The following is a 21,342-nucleotide window of genomic DNA, read 5'->3' as shown; positions in this document are numbered from 1 at the left end:
ATAGCTTGTACTAGTAAATTGGAACTGAATAACGACAAACTTCCTATATCATATACTTAAAACATACATATGAAAAAGAAAACAAATAAAGAACGGACCAGCTAACATCGCTGATCCGTTCTTTATTTGCTATAAGATGCGTTATAGAGGTTTGCCCATTTCGAATACAGTCCAGTAGCTGAAGCCTGAAAAGGTGATAATCATGTAAGCCCAGAACAATAAAATATAGGTTCTCTCCGTGAATTTCAAATAACCGAGAATGACGAAAAAAGCGGTTTGAAGGAAAAATAACAAAGCCATCTCCAACATATCACCTGCAAAGGCCATAAGACCAATCGTTAGAGTGAAAAATCCCAGTACACGAAACATGCGCGCCACGATGACTTACCCCCTCTCTTAGGAACGCTCGTCTATTTGCTAAGTAACATTATAGCGGTTAAGGAAAATGATGTAAATAAAAATTGGATATGAAAGCGAAATCTTTTAGGGTATGTCCAGGGAGCAATTTGGAAATACATTTTAGTATGAAATAGATTCTATGAACTCTATGAAGGGCATAAGAATGATTAAAGCTGAATTTTTATAACCGGCTTCTCATCTCATAGCTTGTTGATGCTGAGAGGTGAGGCTGTGATTATGGATGTCGTTAGGAGGTTTATAGCATGACTGCTGTTAGACAGGATGCATGGAGCGCGGAGGATGATTTGATCCTGGCTGATGTTACGCTTCGCCATATCCGGGAAGGAAGCACTCAGCTGGCCGCTTTTGAGGAAGTAGGTGAAAAAATCGGTAGAACTTCGGCCGCGTGCGGTTTTCGCTGGAACAGTTTCGTTCGTAAAAAGTACGATGAAGCGATAGGCATTGCTAAGGCGCAGCGCCAAAAACGAAGCTATTCGAAAAGACATGCTGCAGTTCAGCCTCAAGTTGCAGCATTATCGGTAACGGAGACCGATGAGCTTATGTACAGAACAGAGGGATTCTCTGAGGAAACCTTGTCTATTGACGCTGTGATCCGCTTCTTAAGGCAGTGGAAGGGAATGGTTCAAGAGAATTCTAGACAACTGAAGCTTATCGAGAAGGAACTGCGTGAAAAAGAGGAAGAATTGAACGAGCTTCGATTCGAGAATGATCGCTTATCCAAGCAAGTGAATGAAGTACAAACCGATTATCGGGTAGTTAACGATGATTATAAAGCGCTCATTCAAATTATGGATCGTGCCAGAAGACTCGCCTTTTTATCTGAGGAAGAAGAAGAGAAAACTCGGTTCAAAATGGATGCTAACGGCAACCTAGAGCGAATTGAATAAACTTGGATTTGCTGTAGCAATTCTAGAAATGAGATTGTGGAACTCGGAGCCTGTTTGACTGCGTAATGCGTGGTCAAACAGGCTTTTGTCATATGCTCCTAACTAATATATAGTAAGAGAGAAAGGTTTATTGGAGGTGTACATAATTTGATTATTGATGTCATCGGTGCGGGATCGCTTGGTCTAATGTATGGAGGGGCCCTCATATATGCTGGAGAAGAAGTAAGGTTTTGGACTAGAACAAGTGCACAGGCTGTACAATTACTTGAAACGGGGATGAAGATAAATCAGCCCGATGGACAAGTATGGAGGGTACAAGCGGGAAGTTTTGAAGCGAGAGAAATTGCATCCCTGCCAGAAGTATGGAACAAGAAGCCTGGACATATGATCCTGCTTATGACTAAGCAAGGGGGCCTGCAGGAAACAATGCAGATCCTGACAAAGGTCAGCAAGCTGGATACGGCTTTATTTTGCTTTCAGAATGGAACAGGCCATATCCCTCTCATTGCCAAATCGCTCCCGTCTGCCCGGGTATATGCTGCCATTACAACAGAAGGAGCTAAACGAACGGACAAGGCTGAAGTGACGAGGGCTGGTTACGGAGAGACGCAGATCGGCTGGTCGAATCACCCAGGAATGCCTATCGAATCAGAAGTGGACACGCTAGTCGATAAACTGATGAAAGCAGGATTTGACACACAATCGTCGAATGAAATCGATAGATTGATCTATCGGAAATTAGTCATTAATGCGGTAATTAATCCACTGACCGCTCTTTGGAGAATACCGAATGGGGAATTACTGACAAACCAAGAGAGAAGGGAAGCAATGAAGCAGCTCTACAGTGAGGCTGTGGCTGTCTATGATGCTCATCAGATTGAATATGATACGAATCTATGGGAACAAGTTGTTGCTGTTTGTCAATCGACCTCGAGCAACTGGTCTTCCATGTGTATGGATGTTCTCCATGGCAGGCCGACGGAGATCGCTGCTATAAATGGCAGTATTGTTGCTATGGCCAGAGAGGCGGGAATGCGTGCGGAAGTCCATCAGCTTGTATGTTCACTTATTGAGGGGATGCCACTAGGGGAGGAGTAAAGGAATTGAACGCTATCGGATCATTTCTTATTGTACTTAGCATGCTTCCGTTTTTTCCTTTTTTGATCGTGTACTATGGGATGGTTTATTTCAAGAAGCCGAAGAAGACGGCTCTTCATATGGCAATGGATGTGACGACCATCTTTTTGATTGCAGCAGTTGCTGCTCTTTTTAACAGCACCTTTAATTTGAATTTTGGTGTTTATCTAATCTTGCTGGTGATGCTGATCGCCTTGGGTTTAATTGGAAGTGCACAAACTCGTTTAAAAGGGAAGATTAACTACAGAAGAATGATAAGAGCCGTTTGGCGCATGGCTTTTGTCGTAATGGGATTCAGCTACATAGTACTTTTAGCCTTTGGATTATTCAGCTACATAATAGATTTCATGTAAGAAAACATAACGTAAATTGTGTGCAAATTGTGTCGAATGTGTCGAATGGTGAAAAAAAGTAGTGTTTCAGAAAAAGTTATGTAGATTTTTTTGACCGCTGGTTGTATAATCTATAAACATATATACCACATCATCTTTTTAGGGGGAAATGCTTGATGAAAAGGAAGAGTTTGTTAGTCCTTTTGACGCTAGTTCTTGCATTTGGTTCCGTACTTGCAGCGTGCGGTTCTGACAATAGCAATGAAGGCAGTCAATCTGGTGAAGGTAATGCACCAGCAGAACAGGTTTTGAACATTAATTTGAGTGCTGAACCGCCGACTTTCGACCCGGCACAGGCTCAAGACAGCCAGACTAACACGGTATTGAAGCTTATGTATGAAGGCCTAGTTCGTATGGGCGAAGATGGTAACCCGGTTCCAGGTGTTGCGGAATCTTGGGAAATTTCTGAAGATGGCAAAGAATACGTCTTCACACTTCGTGAAGATGCGAAATGGAGCAATGGCGATGCAGTAACAGCAAACGATTTCGTGTTCGCTTGGAAGCGCGTCCTTGATCCAGCTTCTACACCAGCTCCACCTTATGCTTATCAGCTGTACTACATCGAGAATGCAGAACAATTCAACACTGGCGAGATCACAGATTTCTCCCAAGTCGGCGTTGAAGCAGTAGACGAGAAGACTTTGAAAGTAAAATTGGTTAACCCAACTCCTTACTTCCTGGGTCTGACTTCCTTCTACACTTACTACCCAGTTCATTCCTCTGTTGATGGCAATGACAAATGGGCGACGAACAAAGATTCGATGGTTGTTAACGGACCATTCACACTTACTGAATGGACTACAGGACAAAAGATCCAAGTTACGAAGAATGAACAATACTGGGACAAAGCAAGCATTAACCTTGCTCGCGTAGATATGTCCTTGACAAACAGCGGTGCGACAGAACTTTCTTCTTATAGAAATGGTGAAATCGATTACGCTGGTGCACCTAACGGTGAGATCCCTACGGATCAAATTAAAGGTGTTCAAAGTGAACTTCCTGACGAATTTAATGTAAAAGGTATCGCTAGTACGTACTACTATATGTTTAACGTAACAGCTGAGCCTTTCCAAAATGCTAAAATCCGTAAAGCCTTTGCAATGTCTATCAATCGTCAAGCGATCGTTGACAACGTAACTCTTGGCGGACAGCTGCCAGCATTTGGATTTGTACCTCCAGGTATCAAAGGTGCTTCTGAAGAATTCCGTACTGAAGTTGAAGATGCATACTTTGAGGAGAATGCAGAAGAAGCAAAACGCTTGCTTGAAGAAGGTATGAAGGAAGAGGGCTACACTACACTTCCTAAAGTTACGCTGATCTACAACTCCAGTGAAGCTCACCAAAAATTGGCTGTAGCTGTAGCGGATATGTGGAAAAATGTTCTTGGAGTAGAAGTTGCCACTCAGAACCAAGAGTGGGGTGTGTTCCTTGAAACTCGTAAGAACCTGAACTATCAAGTAGCACGTGCTGGCTGGTCTGCTGACTACAATGATCCGATGACATTCATGGATATGTGGACTACTGGCAATGGTAACAATGATTCCGGTTATGCAAACCCTGAGTACGATGCGCTTATCAAACAAGCCGCTGTAGAGCAAGATACAGCTAAACGTAATGATCTCTTTGCTCAAGCTGAGAAAATGCTCGTTGAAGAGGACATGGTCATTGCACCGTTGTACTACTATACAAATGTTTCTTTAACTAAGCCTTACCTTAAAGGCGTTAGCCTTGATTTCAGTGGAGCCATTGACTTCACTAGAGCTTCTGTTGAGGGTAAGTAAGGATATAACTGTATAGAAGCTTCGGGATATATATGCGGGCTAACCCTTATATATCCCGATTTTTTTGTATGTCGTTCATATTTGGTAAGTAATAGTAAAATTCGCAAATAACTAGAATAGATTTAATTCTCTAGTTTCTATAAAATTGTACTAGTACGACTGTTATTTTAATTTGCGGGGGGTGTCCATGATCATGATAAGATACGTGATCAATAGGCTGATTTTCATGCTGATATCTCTATTTATTCTCATCTCCGCTACGTTCTTCCTGATGAAGGCGATTCCGGGTAACCCGTTTATGAGTGAGAAGGCGACATCACCTGAAATTCAAGCCAGACTTATGGAGCAATATGGTCTCGATAAGCCAGTGTTCGTGCAATATATTGATTATTTAGGAAATATCATTACAGGAGATTTGGGGATCTCCATGAAGCGACTAAATCAAGATGTGGCCGATATTATTGGTCAAACCTTTGGCGTTTCACTCAAGCTTGGACTTGTTGCTATCGTTGTCGCTGTCGTTGTAGGTATTCTGCTTGGAATGGTGGCAGCAATGAACCATCGCAAGCTGATCGACAACGTAGCTATGGTGCTTGCGGTTATTGGAATCGCGGTTCCGAGCTTCGTGCTGGCATCACTCCTGCAATTTTATCTGGCCCAAGAGCTTGGGTTGTTCAAAGTAATGGGGCTTAACGGTCCGCTCGATTATGTTCTGCCGGTTGCGGCGCTCTCAGCCCAGCCTATTGCATATATCGCGCGTTTGACACGCTCCAACATGCTTGAAGTATTGCACGCTGATTATATCAAAACGGCCAAAGCCAAAGGCTTAAACAGCTTCACCATTATGTTCAGACACATTATTCGTAATGCGATCATGCCAGTTGTAACTTATATTGGCCCAATGACGGCTAACGTAGTTACAGGTTCTGTCGTGATCGAGCGCGTATTCGGTATCGGCGGTATCGGTAAGGTATTCGTTGAGAGTATTACGACGCGTGATTATACCATGATTATGGGGATTACCATATTCTATGGCGTTATTCTAATGCTGGCTCGTTTCCTGACGGACATTGCATATGTTCTTATCGATCCACGCATCAAACTTTCGAATGGAAAGGAGGGCTAGGTAGTGTCTGCAAATCAATCTAGCATCGATCCAAACAACACTCAGCTTACACCTGAAGATTTTAGAAGAATCGGGACGGATGAGAAGCAAGCAGAGGTCATTCAGCGTCAAAGTGTGTCGGCTATGCGCGATGCATGGGAGCGGCTTCTTAAAAACAAGCTCGCAATGACCAGCCTAGTCATCCTCGTTGTCATTATTATTATGTCGATTGTTGCACCATTGATGTCCAGCTACGACTATCAAACCAATGATCTGATGAATGCCAATCAGCCTCCTTCCAAAGAGCATTGGTTCGGAACAGACGATCTTGGCCGCGATATGTGGGTACGTACCTGGTCAGGTGCGCAGATCTCGCTCATTATCGGTTTTGCAGCTGCCTTGATTGACCTTTGTATTGGGGTTATCTACGGTGGAATCATGGGCTTCTATGGTGGACGTGTCGGAGAAATCATGAATAAATTCTCTGAAATTCTGTATGCCATTCCTTACCTGCTCGTTACTATTTTGCTGCTGGTCGTATTGGAACCAAGCGTTGCCACGATTATTATAGCCCTATGTATAACCGGCTGGATTAACATGGCCTGGATCGTACGGGGCGAAATTATGCAGCTCAAGAACAGAGAGTTCGTACTTGCTTCCAAATCCATGGGTGCAAACTCGTCTCGCCTTATCTTCAAACACCTGCTGCCCAATGCAGTAGGACCAATCATCGTAACACTGACTCTGTCTGTACCGAGTGCGATCTTCAGTGAGGCGTTCCTCAGCTTCCTTGGTCTGGGTGTACAAGCGCCTAGAGCGTCCCTGGGTTCCATGATCGAGAACGCACTTACAGGATGGATGTATTACCCTTGGCGGATGTTGTTCCCGGCAGGTCTGATCAGCTTAATCATGTTAGCGTTCAACCTCTTCGGTGACGGACTCCGTGACGCACTTGATCCAAAACTGAAAAAATAGGAGGTGGACATAATGGATCCGTTGTTGCAGGTTAAAGATCTTAACGTTTCATTTAAAGTAAGAGACGGCGAGGTAAAGGCCGTACGCGGCATGAATTTTGAAATCGGCAAGGGTGAGACGGTTGCGATTGTCGGTGAATCCGGTAGTGGTAAGAGTGTAACAGCCCAAACCATTATGCGTTTGATTCCTTCTCCACCGTCCATCATTAATAAAGGTGAGATTATTTTCCAAGGACAGGATTTGCTGAAGAAGACCAACAAGCAAATGGAATCCATTCGTGGTAAAGATATCGGCATGATCTTCCAAGATCCGATGACATCCCTGAACCCTACCATCAAGATCGGTAAACAGATTACTGAGGTATTGATTAAGCATCAGAACATGTCCAAAGATGCTGCGGCTAAAGAAGCGGTCAAAATGCTCAAGATGGTCGGCATCAAAAATGCGGAAGAGCGCTTTAATCAATATCCACATGAATTCTCAGGCGGTATGCGTCAGCGTGCGATGATCGCGATTGCACTCGCTTGTAAGCCGGCCCTGCTGATTGCCGATGAGCCGACAACGGCTCTAGACGTAACAATCCAGGCTCAAATTATGGATGTTATGAAGGATATGCAGGAGCAGCTTGGAACTTCAATTATCCTGATCACGCATGACCTTGGCGTAGTAGCCGGTATTGCAGACCGCGTTATCGTTATGTATGCTGGAGAAGTGGTAGAAACAGGTACGAAATACGAGATTTTCAAAAATCCGCAGCATCCATATACAAAAGGTTTGATGCGTTCCATGCCTCGTCTTGATCAGAAGAAGGACGAGCCGCTCATTCCGATCGTAGGTACACCGCCGGATCTGATCAAGCCGCCGCTCGGCTGCCCGTTTGCAGCACGTTGTGATCGTGCAATGAGCATCTGCGAGCGTATTGATCCGGGTGCTACGGTATTCAGCGACACGCATATGGCGCGTTGCTGGGAGCTGCATCCTATGGCGAAGGAGGTACATTCTTCATGAGCAAGAACTTGATTGAGGTTGAAGGTCTTAAGAAATACTTTAATGTAGGGAAGAATCGTACGCTCAAAGCCGTAGATAATCTTAACTTTTATATTCGTGAAGGTGAGACACTCGGAATGGTAGGAGAATCCGGCTGTGGTAAATCTACGGCTGGACGTACAATCCTTCGCTTGTATGAGCCTACAGCAGGCAGTGTGCGCTTTAACGGCACAGATATCTACAAGCTCTCACCAAATAAGATGAAGGCGATGCGCCGGGACATGCAGATGATCTTCCAAGATCCTTATGCATCACTCAATCCGCGCTTCACTGTATCTGATATTATTGGTGAGGCTCTGGATATTCACAAGATGGCTGGAAGCAGCTTGGAGCGCAAGAAACGGATCGAGGAGCTGCTTGATCTCGTTGGTCTGAACGCAGACCATGCGAACCGTTATCCGCATGAATTCTCCGGCGGACAGCGTCAGCGGATCGGGATTGCCCGCGCACTTGCGGTAAATCCTAAATTCATCATTTGTGATGAGCCGATTTCAGCACTTGACGTATCTATTCAAGCGCAGGTAGTTAACCTTCTGAAGGATCTTCAGAATCGTTTGGGCCTGACGTACTTGTTCATTGCCCATGACCTTTCCATGGTTAAGCACATCAGTGACCGGGTTGCTGTTATGTACATGGGTAAAATGGTAGAGCTTGCGGACAGCGAAGAGCTATATGCAAACCCAATCCATCCTTACACCAAAATGCTTCTATCCGCAATTCCGATTCCGGATCCGGACATCGAAGCAAATAAAAAGCGCATTATTATGCCTGAGGACAATTCGGGTCCAATCAGTTCAGGCAATGAAGGAGAGGCAGCGAAGAGTGCCTTTAACCTGGATAATGCGAAGCTGATCGAAGTATCCAAAGGCCATTTTGTGGCTGAGCCATACGCTTGATCTAAAAAAATATGTAGTTTAGTGCCGCCGATGTGATCATCGGCGGTTTTTTGATTCAGAATCAAATTCAAGTTAGAGGTGTAGTGTAATTCATACCAGAATGAATTCCACCACCTAGAGGTGTAATGTAATTCATACTAAGTATATAATTATTACTTTGACGGAATATAAACCATTCGGTACAATCGAATAAGGCTTTAAATGAATAGGAGGATGACCTCATGAATCTAATTCCTGAGGCGCTGCGTAGTGGATCACCTCTGGCGGAACATTATTTGCGTTACGATGAAGCCGTGCATCATTTGTACGAGTATAATTTTCGCGACGTTTCCAGCTACATAGCGCGTGCCGAGTGGCTTGATCGAACCGGAGACACACGAGTAGACCGACAGGCAATTGTTAATTGCCTGCGTATATATAATGAAAGTCGAAATCCGCACCCTGCAGTGAAGGCATCTCTCACCCGGCTGGCACAGGAGAATGCTTTGGTCGTAACCGGCGGACAGCAGAGTGGATTGTTCACCGGGTCTTTGCTTGTCATATACAAGGCAGCAACGATTATTAAAGAGGCCAAGATGGCAGAAGAGAAGCTTGGACGTCCTGTCGTGCCCATATTCTGGATTGCCGGCGAGGACCACGATTGGGATGAGGTAGATCATACTTACTTGATGAGTTCAGATCTCTCGGTAACCAAAGTCAAAATGCCCGGCAAATATGAAGGGCGTTCTTCCGTGAGCGATGTTGCCGTAGAGAAGGAGCACTGGATTGCCGCTATTCAGGAGCTGGAAGAGCTGCTGCCTGATTCGGAGAACAAACCGGAACTCATCGCTTCTATTAAAGAAGCAGTTCAGGACGAATATACTAGCTTGAGTGATGTGTTTGCCAAATTGCTCGGGCAATTATTCGGTTCGTATGGACTTGTACTTATGGACTCGGCAGATCCAGAGCTAAGAAAGCTCGAAGTGCCTGTATTCGAACGTATTATCGAAGATAACGACATGCTTGAGCAGTGTTACCACGAGTCTTCCGGCCGGGTTGTAACCAGCGGCTTCACAATGCAGGCTGATGTTGCCTCCGGAGGAGCAAATTTATTTTATATCCATGAGGGCTCGAGATTGCTGCTATTCAAGGAAGACGGTAGATTTGTTGATCGCAAAGGGTATGTCTCTTTTTCCAAAACAGAGCTGCTTGAAATTCTTCATCAGCATCCGGAGCGATTCAGCAACAATGTTCTGACCCGGCCCCTAATGCAGGATTCATTATTCCCGGTGCTGTCTACGATACTTGGACATGCCGAGATTGCTTACTGGGCGCTGACCAAAGATGCCTTTCACCGAATGGGCCTTCGTATGCCAATACTTATGCCGCGTTTGTCATATACGATTTTGGATCATCATATACAGAAGCTGATGGATAAATACGATTTGAATTTTGCAGATATCCAGTTCACTTTTGATGAGAAGAAAGAAGCCTGGCTGCTCAGCTTGGATGAATTTGATGTTAACGGACAGTTTGAGGATCTAAAGACTTCTTTCCGCAAGCTGTATGCGCCTTTAATTGAACAGCTCGGTCAGCTGGAGTCGGGACTTGGACGACTGGGATTAACCAACAGCGAGAAAATAGAAGAGCAGATTGAATATATGCAAAAGAGAACGAAGCAGGCCATTGCACAGCGACATGATGCTTCACTTAAGCAATGGGATTGTATAGAAAGATCACTGTTCCCTTCAAAACGACCGCAGGAAAGAGTCTACAATGCTTACTATTACCTTAACCGGTATGGAACGGGCTGGTTGAAGGAATTAATGGAGGTTCCTGCTGATATGAGCGGTAACCATCATATTTTGTATATATAATTGGAGGAACAAGATGAGCACGGATGTGATTAAGAACAGTATCGTTGCAGATATGAACCTGGCCCCTGAAGGACATCTGAAGATTGATTGGGTGGAGGCTCATATGCCGGTATTGAACCGGGTGCGTAAGGAGTTTGAAGCAGATCTGCCCTTTAAGGGACTTAAAGTGACGATTTGCCTTCACTTAGAAGCTAAAACAGCGTATCTTGCGAAGGTTATACAGGCGGGCGGTGCTGAAGTAACGATTACGGGAAGCAATCCACTGTCTACTCAGGATGATGTATGTGCAGCATTGGTGGAGGACGGTATCACGGTGTTTGCCAAATATAATCCTGATCCGGTGGAATATAAGAATTTGATCCTGAAATCACTGGAGACGAAGCCTGACTTCATTATTGATGATGGTGGAGATCTTGTAACCATTCTGCATTCCGAGCGTCCGGATCTGCTGGAGACGATTCGCGGGGGAGCAGAAGAAACGACAACGGGTATTATTAAGCTGAAAGCCCTCGAAAAACAGAAGGTGTTAAACTTGCCGATGGTGGCTGTAAATGACGCATATTGCAAACACTTATTCGACAATCGTTATGGGACAGGGCAATCTGCCTTTGATGGAATAATCCGGACTACAAATCTTGTCGTTGCCGGAAGTACTGTCGTAGTCGTCGGATATGGCTGGTGCGGTAAGGGCGTTGCGATGCGTGCCAAGGGACTTGGTGCGAATGTTATCGTAACTGAAGTGGATGCCATCAAGGCTGTTGAAGCTCATATGGATGGATTCCGTGTCATGCCGATGGTCGAGGCAGCTAAGCTGGGTGATTTCTTCATCACGGTAACCGGAAACAAGGCTGTTATTACAGGTGAGCATTTTGATGTCATGAAGGATGGTGCCGTGCTGGCGAATGCGGGACATTTTGATGTGGAAGTGAGCATACCTGAGCTGAAGAAGCGTTCTACATCAGTACGGACGGTGCGGAAAAACATTGAGGAATACCAGTTTGCAGATGGGCGCAAAATGTATCTGTTAGCAGAAGGACGTCTCGTGAACCTGGCTGCGGCAGATGGGCATCCGGCTGAGATCATGGACACGACTTTTGCCCTACAAGCACTGGGGCTCCGGTATGTAAGGGAAAATTATGAAACTCTCGAACCGGCAGTAATTAACGTCCCTTATGAGATTGATGAGAAGGTAGCCAGGTACAAGCTGGAGAGCCTGAACATCGAGCTAGACACATTGACCGATGAACAAGTTCAATACTTGGACAGCTGGAACGTCTAACCTATGAAATGCTGAGCTGGGAATGCTTGGTACATGAAATATGGAATTGGAACGCCAAAGAGTGATGCTTATAAAAGCCGTATCCGGCTTTTGGCATCGCTCTTTTTTGCTATGAGCGAACCTGATTTTTCAACCTGAGTCAAGGTAGCTTTCTAACATCTCTTCCAAAAAGTTTCATATGCAGAGAAGGGTTTTGATTTTTCAAAGCGAATCAATTATGCTTAAGTGGTGGAAAGTGGAGCAAAGTGGTGAGCAGGAGCTAAGGAGTGGTAGACAATGTTTATGGGGGAGTTCCAGCATAGCATTGACGATAAAGGCCGAATGATTATTCCGGCCAAATTCCGTGACGCTCTCGGCCCGAGCTTTGTTGTCACTCGCGGATTGGACCAGTGTTTGTTCGTATATCCAATGAATGAATGGTCCATTCTGGAGCAGAAGCTGAAGGCTCTGCCGCTAATGAAATCCGATGCGCGTGCTTTTACCCGGTTTTTTTTCTCAGGAGCGACTGAATGCGAGCTTGATAAACAGGGCAGGGTAAATTTACCGATGAATTTACGCGATTACGCCAAGATGGACAAGGAATGCGTCGTACTCGGTGTATCCAATCGGGTAGAGATCTGGAGCAAAGGCATATGGGAACAATATTACAGCCAATCTGAAGAAACGTTTAACGACATTGCCGAAAAGCTGGTCGATTTCAATTTTGAGTTTTAGGATTTATGAACAATCCGTAATTACAAAAATGTCTGGAGGACAAACAAGTGTTTCACCACATTACCGTACTCAAAGAAGAAGCAACCGAAGGCCTTAACATCAAGCAGGACGGGATTTACGTGGACTGCACATTAGGCGGGGCAGGACATAGCTCGCTGATTGCCTCACGACTGGGACCCGAGGGACGACTGATCGCCTTCGATCAGGATGACTGGGCACTTGAAAATGCAAAAGAAAGACTCGGAGAATTTGGGTCCAAGGTTACACTTGTTAAGACCAATTTCAGAGACCTCACTGCGGTATTAAGTGAACTGGATGTTCCGATGACTGAAGGAATTCCTCAAGTCGATGGCATTCTGTACGATCTGGGAGTATCTTCTCCACAGTTTGATGAAGGCGAGCGGGGATTCAGCTACAATCACGATGCGCCGCTTGATATGCGTATGGATCAGTCAGGTGATCTAACAGCAAGAGACATTATAAACGAGTGGTCTGAAGAAGAAATTGCTCGAATTTTGTATGTTTATGGCGAAGAAAAGTTTTCAAGACGGATTTCAAGGGTAATAGTTGAAAAAAGGCAATCTGCAGCTATTGAAACTACGGGCGAATTAGTCGATATCATTAAAGAAGGTATTCCGGCAGCTGCCAGAAGAACGGGCGGACATCCTGCCAAACGGAGCTTCCAAGCTTTGCGAATCGCCGTGAATGATGAGCTCGGTGCGTTTGAGGAGGCTTTGCATCAAGCAGTTCGCTGCTTGAAACCAGGCGGCAGAGTATCTGTTATTACGTTTCATTCCCTGGAAGACAGGATATGCAAACAGATTTTTAGCAGTTATTTGGAGAAATGTACATGCCCACCTGACTTCCCGTTATGTGTATGCGGCGGTAAAGGGACGCTCAAGCTCGTTAATCGCAAGCCGATTGTGCCGAGCGAGGCGGAACTTGCGCAGAACCCCAGAGCGCGTTCAGCTAAGCTGCGTGTAGCGGAGAAATTGTAATTAGAAACGTAAGGAGAGTCGAATATGGCCTATACACGTGGCAACCTGGCAGTTAAGGAAAGAGTGCAGGAGCAGCAAGCACAGCCCCAGCGGTATAAAGAGACGACAAAAGTCGTTACTCGAAGGACAGGTCTGCCGACAAGAGAGAAGCTGCTGTATCTGATATCTGTGATCGTATGTGTCGTTGTTGTCAGTGTTATGGTTGGCAGATACGTGAACATCTATGACCTCAACAAGCAGACGCATACTGTCGAACAAGCAACGGTATTAGCCAATAAAGAAATTGCTGTTCTGGACGTTCATAAGGAGAAGCTGGAGAACGAGATCGTAGCGAAAGCGCGCGAGCTTGGTTACGTGGAGCAAACTTCGGATCGTGACGTGATTCGAGTGCCGAGAACTGCAGTTAGTCCGACTTCATCTGAACAAGGCTCTTCAGACGGCAAGTAAGAAATGTGAGGTTTTGGACTATGGGGAAAATCAATAAAAGAATAAAACTTCGCACGTTACTCATTGGAGGGATCATCACCCTCTTTTTTCTTGTACTTATGGGCAGAGTCTTCTGGATTCAAGTGGTCAACGCAGGCGTCTGGCAGGACTATGCCGCTCAATTGATAGAGAATTCCAAGACGATCCCGGCAAAGAGGGGGACAATTACAGACCGCAATGACAATGTTCTGGCCACGGATGCGCCTGCCTATACAGTAGCGGTAAATCCGGAGCTCATTCATGAGAAGGAGATTGAAGACGTAGTCGTCGAGGGTCTGCATGAATTACTGGGCAAGGATGAAGCAGGACTGAGGGAGGATATCACGGCTACAAGAGAAAACGGCAGCCTCAGGCCGCATAGAGAAGTACGCAGCGAGGGTTATAAGATTGATCAGGAGTTAAAGGAAAAAATCGATGAATTCCGGAATAAGCTGGACAAGGAATACGGTGCGAAGAATGCCATCGTCTTAATGGATGAGTCCAAGCGTTTCTATCCTGAGAATAATCTGGCGTCCCATGTGCTTGGTTACTTGAATAAAGAGGGAGACCCAGTTTATGGGCTCGAATTGTACTACGATGAGGAGCTCAAAGGAACCGATGGCAAGCTTCTATATCAGAAGGATGGTAAGGGCCTTGAGCTGACGAACTCGGACAGTGCCTATACAGCACCGCAGAATGGTAAAAAGTTAAAGCTGACCATTGATGATACGATACAGTACTACATCGAAGAAGCGATGAAGGAAGCTTATGATAAATATGATCCGATTAGTATGACCGTCATTGCGGCCGATCCGAATACGATGGAGATTCTGGGCATGGCAAATCTGCCGAATTATAATCCGAACTCCTATTGGGAAACACCAGACAATTATTACAATCATGCAATTCAATCCATCTATGAGCCGGGATCTACGTTTAAGATCGTGACACTGGCTGCTGCGGTTGAGGAGAAATTGTTTAATCCGAATGCGACCTTTGAATCAGGTAGTATTCAGGTTGGCGGCAGAAATATTAGTGATATTAGTCGCAATTGGGGGATAATCAGTTATTTAGAGGGTGTAAAACGCTCCAGTAACGTCGCCTTTGTCAACCTTGGTTACAAAATGCTCGGTGGAGAGAAGCTTCGCGATTATATTGATAAATTTGGTTTTGGTGTGAAGACCGGCATTGATCTTCCAACGGAGTCCGCTTCGCCGATCAGAGAGCTGGTATATGCTGCAGATATTGCGGCTGCATCCTATGGTCATGGGCTTGTACAGGTAACCCCTATTCAGCAGGTAGCTGCTATTTCGGCTATAGCTAATGGTGGTAAGCTGCTTGAGCCGCATCTGGTGAAAGAAATATCAGATCCAAACAACGGTGAGGTAGAGTCAATTCAGCCAAAAGAAATACGTCAGGTGATATCACCGGAAACAGCAAGAACTGTCGGTAGTTACTTGGAGCAGGTTGTTGCCGATCAGGATCATGGATCAGGCCGTTATGCCTACATTGATGGCTACCGTGTAGCCGGCAAAACAGGGACAGCGATTAAATACATTAACGGAGAATACGATCATACGAAGTCCGTCGTTTCCTTTATCGGCTACGCACCTGTGGATGATCCTAAAATCGCAATGCTGGTTATGATTGACGAACCTAACGATCCAAACCTGGGAGGCGGTTCAGGAGCGGCTCCAATATTCAAAGAAATCATGTCTAAATCACTCACTTATCTCGGTGTTTCGAAGGAAGCCGTAACCAGCGAGGATGGAGCAGAGAGCACACAGCAGCTGGTACGCAAAAAAGCGCCTGATCTGGTGGGCAAATCCGGTAAGGATGCTCGGGCACAGCTCTTGGAAGAGGGGATTGCCTATGAGACGCTCGGCAAGGGGAGCAAAGTGATCCAGCAGTATCCAAAGGCGGGAGCCGAGCTTACTGCTGGACAGCGAATCTACCTGCTTACTGAGCAGAGCGACACCATGGAAATTCCGGATTTGACAGGTGAATCTTTACGTGATGCGCTGGAAGTCCTAACCTTGCTTAAGGTGGGAGTCAGAGTTGAGGGTGAAGGTTATGTCACCAAGCAAAAAGTGGAAGTGACAGGAGAAAATCGTACGGCAGTACTTACACTGCAGACAGCGAAGGATGCTGTAACTGGTGAATCCACGGAGGGATCGGCAGATGAGGAAGGAAGCGCAGCCGATGAACAGGCGGCTGATCCCGATAACTCAGAGCCTGACAATTCCGATGCCGAAGATGCGGATACATCGAACACAGCTGCAGGCAGTCCAGAAGAATGAGACGGTAACGTAAGAGAATAAAGCTTGTTCTATTCCCTGGTTGTCCCGAATATTCATGATTAAGCATGTCATTGTGAATACGAAAGACAAGTAGGGGGGAGATACATATGGCCAAAGTATCCAGCGTGACGCTTCGCCGCCGCTTGCTGTGGTGCATGCTGATACTGCTCATTCTTTTTGCGGCGCTTGCAATTCGTCTAGCTTATGTGCAGCTTGCCAAAGGACCGGAATTGGCGGAGGAAGCCGAGAATCTGTGGCGGAGACAAATTCCATATACTGCTAAGCGTGGAGAAATTCTTGACCGTAACGGCACAGCACTTGCTTATAATATTACGACACCGACCGTTATGGCTATTCCGGTTCAGGTGAAGGAAAAGGAAAAAACGGCTGAAGCCCTAGCGCCGCTTCTTGGGATGACGCAGGAGAAGGTGCTCGGCATCATTTCCAAGACCGAAAGAATAGTCGAGATAAAGCCCGGTGGCCGAAAAATTACGATGGAGAAAGCACAGGAAATTCGTGATTTGGAGCTTCCGGGCATTGTTGTTGCTGAGGACAATAAGCGGTTTTATCCTTACGGCGATTTGGCGGCACATATTCTCGGGTTCACAGGAATTGATAATCAAGGGTTAACCGGGATTGAGAAGAAGTACGATGATAACCTTAAGGGCATCGGAGGAGGAATTGAATATTTGTCGGATGCAGCAGGCAGGCTGATGCCAGGATCATCCGATGAATATGTCGCACCAAAGGACGGGCTCAACCTTCAGCTGACTATTGATCAGCCGATCCAATCCATTATCGAACGTGAGCTGGATCAGGCGATGGTCAAATTTGAGGCGAATTCTGCCCTTGCGATTGCCATGAATCCGAAGACCGGAGAAATTCTTGGCATGTCGAGTCGTCCAAGCTATGAGCCGGGTAATTATCAGGAATATCCTGCAGAAATATATAACCGAAATTTACCTGTATGGATGACCTATGAGCCGGGTTCTACCTTCAAGATTATTACCCTCGCTGCTGCACTGGAAGAGAAGAAGGTGGATCTTGTTAACGATCATTTCTTCGATCCAGGCTACGTTGAGGTTGGCGGAGCCCGACTTCGCTGCTGGAAAAAGGGCGGACACGGCAGCCAGACCTTTTTACAGGTTGTGGAAAACTCATGTAATCCGGGGTTTGTTGCTTTAGGGAACAAGCTTGGCAAAGAGACGCTTTTCGAGTATATTAAAAACTTCGGTTTCGGTGCAAAGACAGGAATAGACCTGAGTGGAGAAGCTTCTGGAATACTATTCAAGCTATCCCAGGTTGGACCTGTCGAGCTTGCGACGACTGCCTTTGGTCAGGGTGTTTCAGTAACTCCGATTCAGCAGATCACCGCAGTCTCTGCTGCGATCAACGGCGGAAAATTATACAAACCGTTTGTTGCCAAAGCATGGGTCGATCCCGTCACGGGCGAAGTTGTTGATGAAACCGAGCCGGAGATGGTAAGACAGGTGATCTCGGAGGAGACGTCCAAACAGGTTCGTGAAGCGCTCGAAAGTGTGGTTGCGAAGGGGACCGGACGCCCTGCCTTTATCGACGGTTATCGAGTTGGAGGCAAGACAGGTACTGCTCAGAAAGTCATTAACGGTCGTTATTCAACAACCGAACATATCGTTTCGTTTATCGGTTTTGCACCAGCGGATGATCCTCAGATTGTGGTATATACCGCGGTAGACAATCCGAAGGGGATTCAATTCGGGGGCGTAGTTGCAGCTCCGATCGTCCAGAACATATTAGAGGATTCATTACATTATTTGCAGGTTCCGCAGCGGAAGGATCAGCTTGAGAAGAATTACAAGTATGGGGAAACACCGATTGTAACCGTACCAGACCTTACAGGAGCAACGGTACAGGATCTGTATGAAGATCTGAATATGAACTTTATGCTCGTCAAATCAGGAACTGGCAATACGGTCATCAGTCAGGCACCAAAACCAGGAGCCAGGGTCGAAAGAGGCTCGACCATACGAATTTATATGGGAAGTCATCCGGAAGATGCTCACGAGCATGACACCAATACATCCTCTGGCAATGAAAAAGAAGGAAGTTGATGTTTTTACTTCGCTTCCTATGGACCATAATGCTAGGTAACGGATACAATAGGGAAGGATGACGTTTTAATTTAGGGAAAGAAGGAATACATGTGCTTTTAAAACAATTTGCTTCCTTGCTGCAGACAAGTAAAGTCACAGGCAACGGGGATACGGAGATTACAGGAATACAAACAGATTCTAGAAAAGTAACTGCAGGAGATCTGTTTATTTGTCTGCCTGGTCACACGGTGGATGGGCATGATTACGCTCAGACAGCGGTGGATCAAGGGGCTACTGCGCTTGTTGTTGAACGGGAGCTCGAGGCTCGTGTTCCCCAAATTATAGTAAATAGCAGCCGTTTAGCGATGGCCGTTTTTTCTAATCATTTCTTTGAATCGCCAAGCCAGCGCTTGAACATGATCGGGGTAACCGGTACGAATGGCAAGACGACAACGTCTTATCTCATTGAGAAAATACTAAACGATGCAGGTCAAAGTACAGGTCTCATCGGTACAATACAAATGCGGTACGCAGGTAAAGAGTTCCCTATGTCAGGAACGACACCGGAGGCACTGGAATTGCAGCGCAGCCTGCATCATATGGTGCAGGAAGGGGTCGAGAACTGTGTCATGGAGGTCTCCTCACATGCGCTGGAACAGGGACGTGTTAAAGGGACCGACTTCCGTACGGCGGTGTTCACGAATCTTACACAGGACCATCTGGATTACCATCTCACGATGGAATCCTATCGAAGTGCCAAAGGTCTGTTGTTTGCTAGAATGGGCAACGCGTATACAGAGGAGCTCTCGAAACGTAAATATGCAGTCTTGAATGCCGATGATGAGGCATCCAAGTATTTTGCCAGCCTGACAGCAACGGAAGTCGTGACTTACGGTATTGATACAGAAGCGGATGTGAAAGCGTCCAATATCAGGATTACAGCACAAGGTACTTTCTTCCATGTAGATACATTTAAAGGCAGCGCTGATATTGAGCTCCGCATGGTAGGTAAATTCAACGTATACAATGCGCTGGCCGCAGCCACGGCTGCACTACTGGAGGGGATTTCCCTCGAAGCCATTAAGCAGAGTCTTGAATCCATTCCTGGCGTGGACGGGCGGGTTGAAGCCGTTGCTTGTGGTCAGGACTTTGCCGTAATCGTTGACTATGCCCATACACCAGACGGACTCGAAAATGTGCTTCGAACGGTTAATGAATTCGCGGAGCGCAGGGTACTCTGTGTCTTTGGCTGCGGGGGAGACCGCGACCGCACTAAGCGTCCCATTATGGGGCAGATTGCTGCTAAATACAGTGACAAGGTATTTATTACGTCCGATAATCCCCGTACAGAGAATCCGGATGCCATTCTTGAAGATATTAAACAGGGACTTGTCGATATGGGGACCGAGCCTGACAAATACGAACTTATCGTGGATCGGAAGGCGGCAATTCATCGTGCTATTGAGCAGGCAAGCTCTGGCGATGTAGTATTGATTGCGGGTAAGGGTCATGAGACGTATCAAATTCTTGGTACGACAAAAACAGATTTTGATGATCGTCTTGTGGCGAAAGAAGCGATAAGGGGCATAGCAAAGTGATAAAAAGAACGTTATATCAAATTGCACAGATGTGCGGCGGCACACTCTTGAGAGATCAAGACAGTGAATTAAATATAAATGGTGTGTATACAGATTCACGCAAGACTGTTGAAGGACGGCTGTTTGTCCCTTTGGCTGGTGAGCGTTTTGATGGACATGAATATGCTGCAGAGTGTCTGGCTGCCGGTGCAGCCGGTATTATGTGGCAGAACGATCATGGTACACCTCCCGAAGGACCGGTTATTCTCGTAGAGGATACCCTTCTGGCATTGCAGGAGTTATCTGCGGCTTATTTAAGGGAGAGTGGAGCATCCGTAGTAGCCATTACGGGAAGCAATGGCAAGACAACGACCAAGGATATGGTGTATTCGCTGTTATCCACCACCTTTAAGGTGCATAAGACGCAGGGGAATTTCAACAATCATATAGGTCTGCCGTTAACGATCCTTGATATGCCTCAAGATACGCAGATTGCGATTCTGGAGATGGGCATGAGCGGCCGGCATGAAATTGAGCGACTGGCGGAAATTGCACGTCCGGATGTTGCCGTCATTACGAACATTGGAGAAGCTCATTTGCTGCAGCTCGGTTCCAGAGAGGAAATTGCACGTGCCAAGCTCGAAATCGTAAGCGGGCTGAAGAACGATGGCCTGCTCATCTACAATGGTGATGATTCACTAGCAGATCGTGTTCTTGCCGAGCCGTCTACGAAGAAGCCGAAGGAGTTCAAACGATTTACCTTTGGAATGAATCAGACCAATAATGATTTCCCGACGGGAATTACGAATCATGCGGGCGGGATGATCTTTACTTCGGTTTCCTTGGGCGAAGAGGCAATGCAAATTCCTCTTATTGGCCAGCACAATGTGATTAACTCACTCGCTGCGCTTGCCGTCGCAAGGCATTATGGTGTATCCCATGATGACATGCACAAAGGCTTGGCTGAAGTGAAGCTGACGGGAATGCGCATCGAAGTTATGAAGGGCGTCAGTGGAATTACCGTGCTGAATGATGCATACAATGCGAGCCCGACTGCGATGAAGGCAGCGGTTGATGCCCTGAGCGGTCTTGCAGGCTATGAACGCAAAGCGGCAGTCCTTGGAGATATGCTGGAGCTTGGACCAAGAGAAGAAGAGCTTCATGAGGAGATTGGACACTATCTGACACCGGCCAAGCTTGATCTGGTATTCACATATGGTTCCTTGTCTTCGAACATCGCAAAAGGCGCGTTACGGAATATGCCGAGCCATGCGGTGCATGCTTTTGAGGATAAGGCTGCTTTAATTGCCCATTTGAAGGCAACAATGACACCTAGGGATGTTGTTCTTGTCAAGGCTTCCAGGGGCATGAAGCTGGAGGAAGTTGCTAACGCACTAATCAATGAACCATTACAGATCGAAGTTGACTAGAGAGGTGTTAT

At 46.1% G+C, this 21,342-nt stretch carries 18 protein-coding genes; 17 read left to right on the top strand and 1 reads right to left on the bottom strand.

The window, feature by feature from the left end; all coding sequences use genetic code 11:
* Window positions 1–141 precede the first annotated feature (141 nt).
* Complete coding sequence (locus PUW25_RS18580; RefSeq protein WP_047910852.1) at window positions 142–378, bottom strand: DUF2626 domain-containing protein; 237 nt, start codon at window positions 376–378, stop codon at window positions 142–144.
* A gap of 284 nt (window positions 379–662) precedes the next feature.
* On the opposite strand from PUW25_RS18580, the gene PUW25_RS18575 reads away from it, so the two are divergent.
* The 17 genes from PUW25_RS18575 (at window position 663) to PUW25_RS18495 (ending at window position 21,331) form a co-directional block, all read left to right on the top strand.
* Window positions 663–1,307 (top strand): RsfA family transcriptional regulator, encoded by a 645-nt coding sequence (locus PUW25_RS18575; protein ID WP_047910853.1) that lies wholly within the window; start codon window positions 663–665, stop codon window positions 1,305–1,307.
* Between the two features lie 147 nt (window positions 1,308–1,454).
* Complete coding sequence (locus tag PUW25_RS18570) at window positions 1,455–2,405, top strand: ketopantoate reductase family protein (RefSeq protein ID WP_052511806.1); 951 nt, start codon at window positions 1,455–1,457, stop codon at window positions 2,403–2,405.
* A gap of 5 nt (window positions 2,406–2,410) precedes the next feature.
* A complete protein-coding gene (locus PUW25_RS18565; RefSeq protein WP_238546315.1) occupies window positions 2,411–2,797 on the top strand; it encodes a DUF3397 domain-containing protein in 387 nt (128 codons plus the stop codon).
* A gap of 155 nt (window positions 2,798–2,952) precedes the next feature.
* Window positions 2,953–4,617: a peptide ABC transporter substrate-binding protein gene (locus PUW25_RS18560; RefSeq protein WP_047910854.1), complete on the top strand. Its 1,665-nt coding sequence runs from the start codon at window positions 2,953–2,955 to the stop codon at window positions 4,615–4,617.
* A 193-nt stretch (window positions 4,618–4,810) separates the two neighbouring features.
* Window positions 4,811–5,743, top strand: coding sequence for an ABC transporter permease (locus tag PUW25_RS18555; RefSeq protein ID WP_047911217.1), 933 nt, complete (start codon window positions 4,811–4,813; stop codon window positions 5,741–5,743).
* A 3-nt stretch (window positions 5,744–5,746) separates the two neighbouring features.
* A complete protein-coding gene (locus PUW25_RS18550) occupies window positions 5,747–6,697 on the top strand; it encodes an ABC transporter permease (protein ID WP_047910855.1) in 951 nt (316 codons plus the stop codon).
* A 12-nt stretch (window positions 6,698–6,709) separates the two neighbouring features.
* A complete protein-coding gene (locus PUW25_RS18545; protein WP_047910856.1) occupies window positions 6,710–7,705 on the top strand; it encodes an ABC transporter ATP-binding protein in 996 nt (331 codons plus the stop codon).
* Window positions 7,702–8,640 carry an ABC transporter ATP-binding protein gene (locus tag PUW25_RS18540; protein ID WP_047910857.1) on the top strand — a complete coding sequence of 313 codons (939 nt, stop codon included), beginning with the start codon at window positions 7,702–7,704 and terminating at the stop codon, window positions 8,638–8,640. The genes PUW25_RS18545 and PUW25_RS18540 overlap by 4 nt, the downstream gene beginning before the upstream one ends.
* A 221-nt stretch (window positions 8,641–8,861) precedes the next feature.
* Window positions 8,862–10,496 (top strand): bacillithiol biosynthesis cysteine-adding enzyme BshC, encoded by a 1,635-nt coding sequence (bshC, locus tag PUW25_RS18535; protein WP_047910858.1) that lies wholly within the window; start codon window positions 8,862–8,864, stop codon window positions 10,494–10,496.
* Between the two features lie 13 nt (window positions 10,497–10,509).
* Window positions 10,510–11,775, top strand: coding sequence for an adenosylhomocysteinase (locus tag PUW25_RS18530; protein WP_047910859.1), 1,266 nt, complete (start codon window positions 10,510–10,512; stop codon window positions 11,773–11,775).
* A gap of 276 nt (window positions 11,776–12,051) precedes the next feature.
* Window positions 12,052–12,489: a division/cell wall cluster transcriptional repressor MraZ gene (mraZ, locus tag PUW25_RS18525; protein ID WP_047910860.1), complete on the top strand. Its 438-nt coding sequence runs from the start codon at window positions 12,052–12,054 to the stop codon at window positions 12,487–12,489.
* A gap of 47 nt (window positions 12,490–12,536) precedes the next feature.
* Complete coding sequence (gene rsmH, locus PUW25_RS18520; RefSeq protein WP_047910861.1) at window positions 12,537–13,487, top strand: 16S rRNA (cytosine(1402)-N(4))-methyltransferase RsmH; 951 nt, start codon at window positions 12,537–12,539, stop codon at window positions 13,485–13,487.
* 24 nt (window positions 13,488–13,511) lie between these two features.
* Window positions 13,512–13,934 (top strand): hypothetical protein, encoded by a 423-nt coding sequence (locus PUW25_RS18515; RefSeq protein WP_047910862.1) that lies wholly within the window; start codon window positions 13,512–13,514, stop codon window positions 13,932–13,934.
* A gap of 20 nt (window positions 13,935–13,954) precedes the next feature.
* Window positions 13,955–16,252: a penicillin-binding transpeptidase domain-containing protein gene (locus PUW25_RS18510; RefSeq protein ID WP_377783805.1), complete on the top strand. Its 2,298-nt coding sequence runs from the start codon at window positions 13,955–13,957 to the stop codon at window positions 16,250–16,252.
* 107 nt (window positions 16,253–16,359) lie between these two features.
* Window positions 16,360–18,342 (top strand): stage V sporulation protein D, encoded by a 1,983-nt coding sequence (locus tag PUW25_RS18505; RefSeq protein ID WP_047910863.1) that lies wholly within the window; start codon window positions 16,360–16,362, stop codon window positions 18,340–18,342.
* A gap of 92 nt (window positions 18,343–18,434) precedes the next feature.
* Window positions 18,435–19,922 (top strand): UDP-N-acetylmuramoyl-L-alanyl-D-glutamate--2,6-diaminopimelate ligase, encoded by a 1,488-nt coding sequence (locus tag PUW25_RS18500; RefSeq protein ID WP_205052589.1) that lies wholly within the window; start codon window positions 18,435–18,437, stop codon window positions 19,920–19,922.
* The gene (locus PUW25_RS18495; protein ID WP_274338316.1) at window positions 19,922–21,331 is read left to right on the top strand and encodes a UDP-N-acetylmuramoyl-tripeptide--D-alanyl-D-alanine ligase; all 1,410 of its coding nucleotides are present in this window, start codon (window positions 19,922–19,924) and stop codon (window positions 21,329–21,331) included. The genes PUW25_RS18500 and PUW25_RS18495 overlap by 1 nt, the downstream gene beginning before the upstream one ends.
* Window positions 21,332–21,342 lie beyond the last annotated feature (11 nt).

This window comes from Paenibacillus urinalis (assembly GCF_028747985.1).
In the GTDB taxonomy this organism is placed as follows: Bacteria; Bacillota; Bacilli; order Paenibacillales; family Paenibacillaceae; genus Paenibacillus; species Paenibacillus urinalis.
This window is presented reverse-complemented; position numbering and strand designations above follow the sequence as displayed.

Bases quoted from the DNA above. Each gene is read 5' to 3' on its own strand.
- PUW25_RS18545 (WP_047910856.1), top strand. From the start codon at position 6,710: ATGGATCCGTTGTTGCAGGTTAAAGATCTTAACGTTTCATTTAAAGTA.
- PUW25_RS18560 (WP_047910854.1), top strand. From the start codon at position 2,953: ATGAAAAGGAAGAGTTTGTTAGTCCTTTTGACGCTAGTTCTTGCATTT.
- PUW25_RS18505 (WP_047910863.1), top strand. From the start codon at position 16,360: ATGGCCAAAGTATCCAGCGTGACGCTTCGCCGCCGCTTGCTGTGGTGC.
- bshC (WP_047910858.1), top strand. From the start codon at position 8,862: ATGAATCTAATTCCTGAGGCGCTGCGTAGTGGATCACCTCTGGCGGAA.
- PUW25_RS18540 (WP_047910857.1), top strand. From the start codon at position 7,702: ATGAGCAAGAACTTGATTGAGGTTGAAGGTCTTAAGAAATACTTTAAT.
- PUW25_RS18575 (WP_047910853.1), top strand. From the start codon at position 663: ATGACTGCTGTTAGACAGGATGCATGGAGCGCGGAGGATGATTTGATC.
- PUW25_RS18510 (WP_377783805.1), top strand. From the start codon at position 13,955: ATGGGGAAAATCAATAAAAGAATAAAACTTCGCACGTTACTCATTGGA.
- PUW25_RS18555 (WP_047911217.1), top strand. From the start codon at position 4,811: ATGATAAGATACGTGATCAATAGGCTGATTTTCATGCTGATATCTCTA.
- PUW25_RS18530 (WP_047910859.1), top strand. From the start codon at position 10,510: ATGAGCACGGATGTGATTAAGAACAGTATCGTTGCAGATATGAACCTG.
- mraZ (WP_047910860.1), top strand. From the start codon at position 12,052: ATGTTTATGGGGGAGTTCCAGCATAGCATTGACGATAAAGGCCGAATG.
- PUW25_RS18515 (WP_047910862.1), top strand. From the start codon at position 13,512: ATGGCCTATACACGTGGCAACCTGGCAGTTAAGGAAAGAGTGCAGGAG.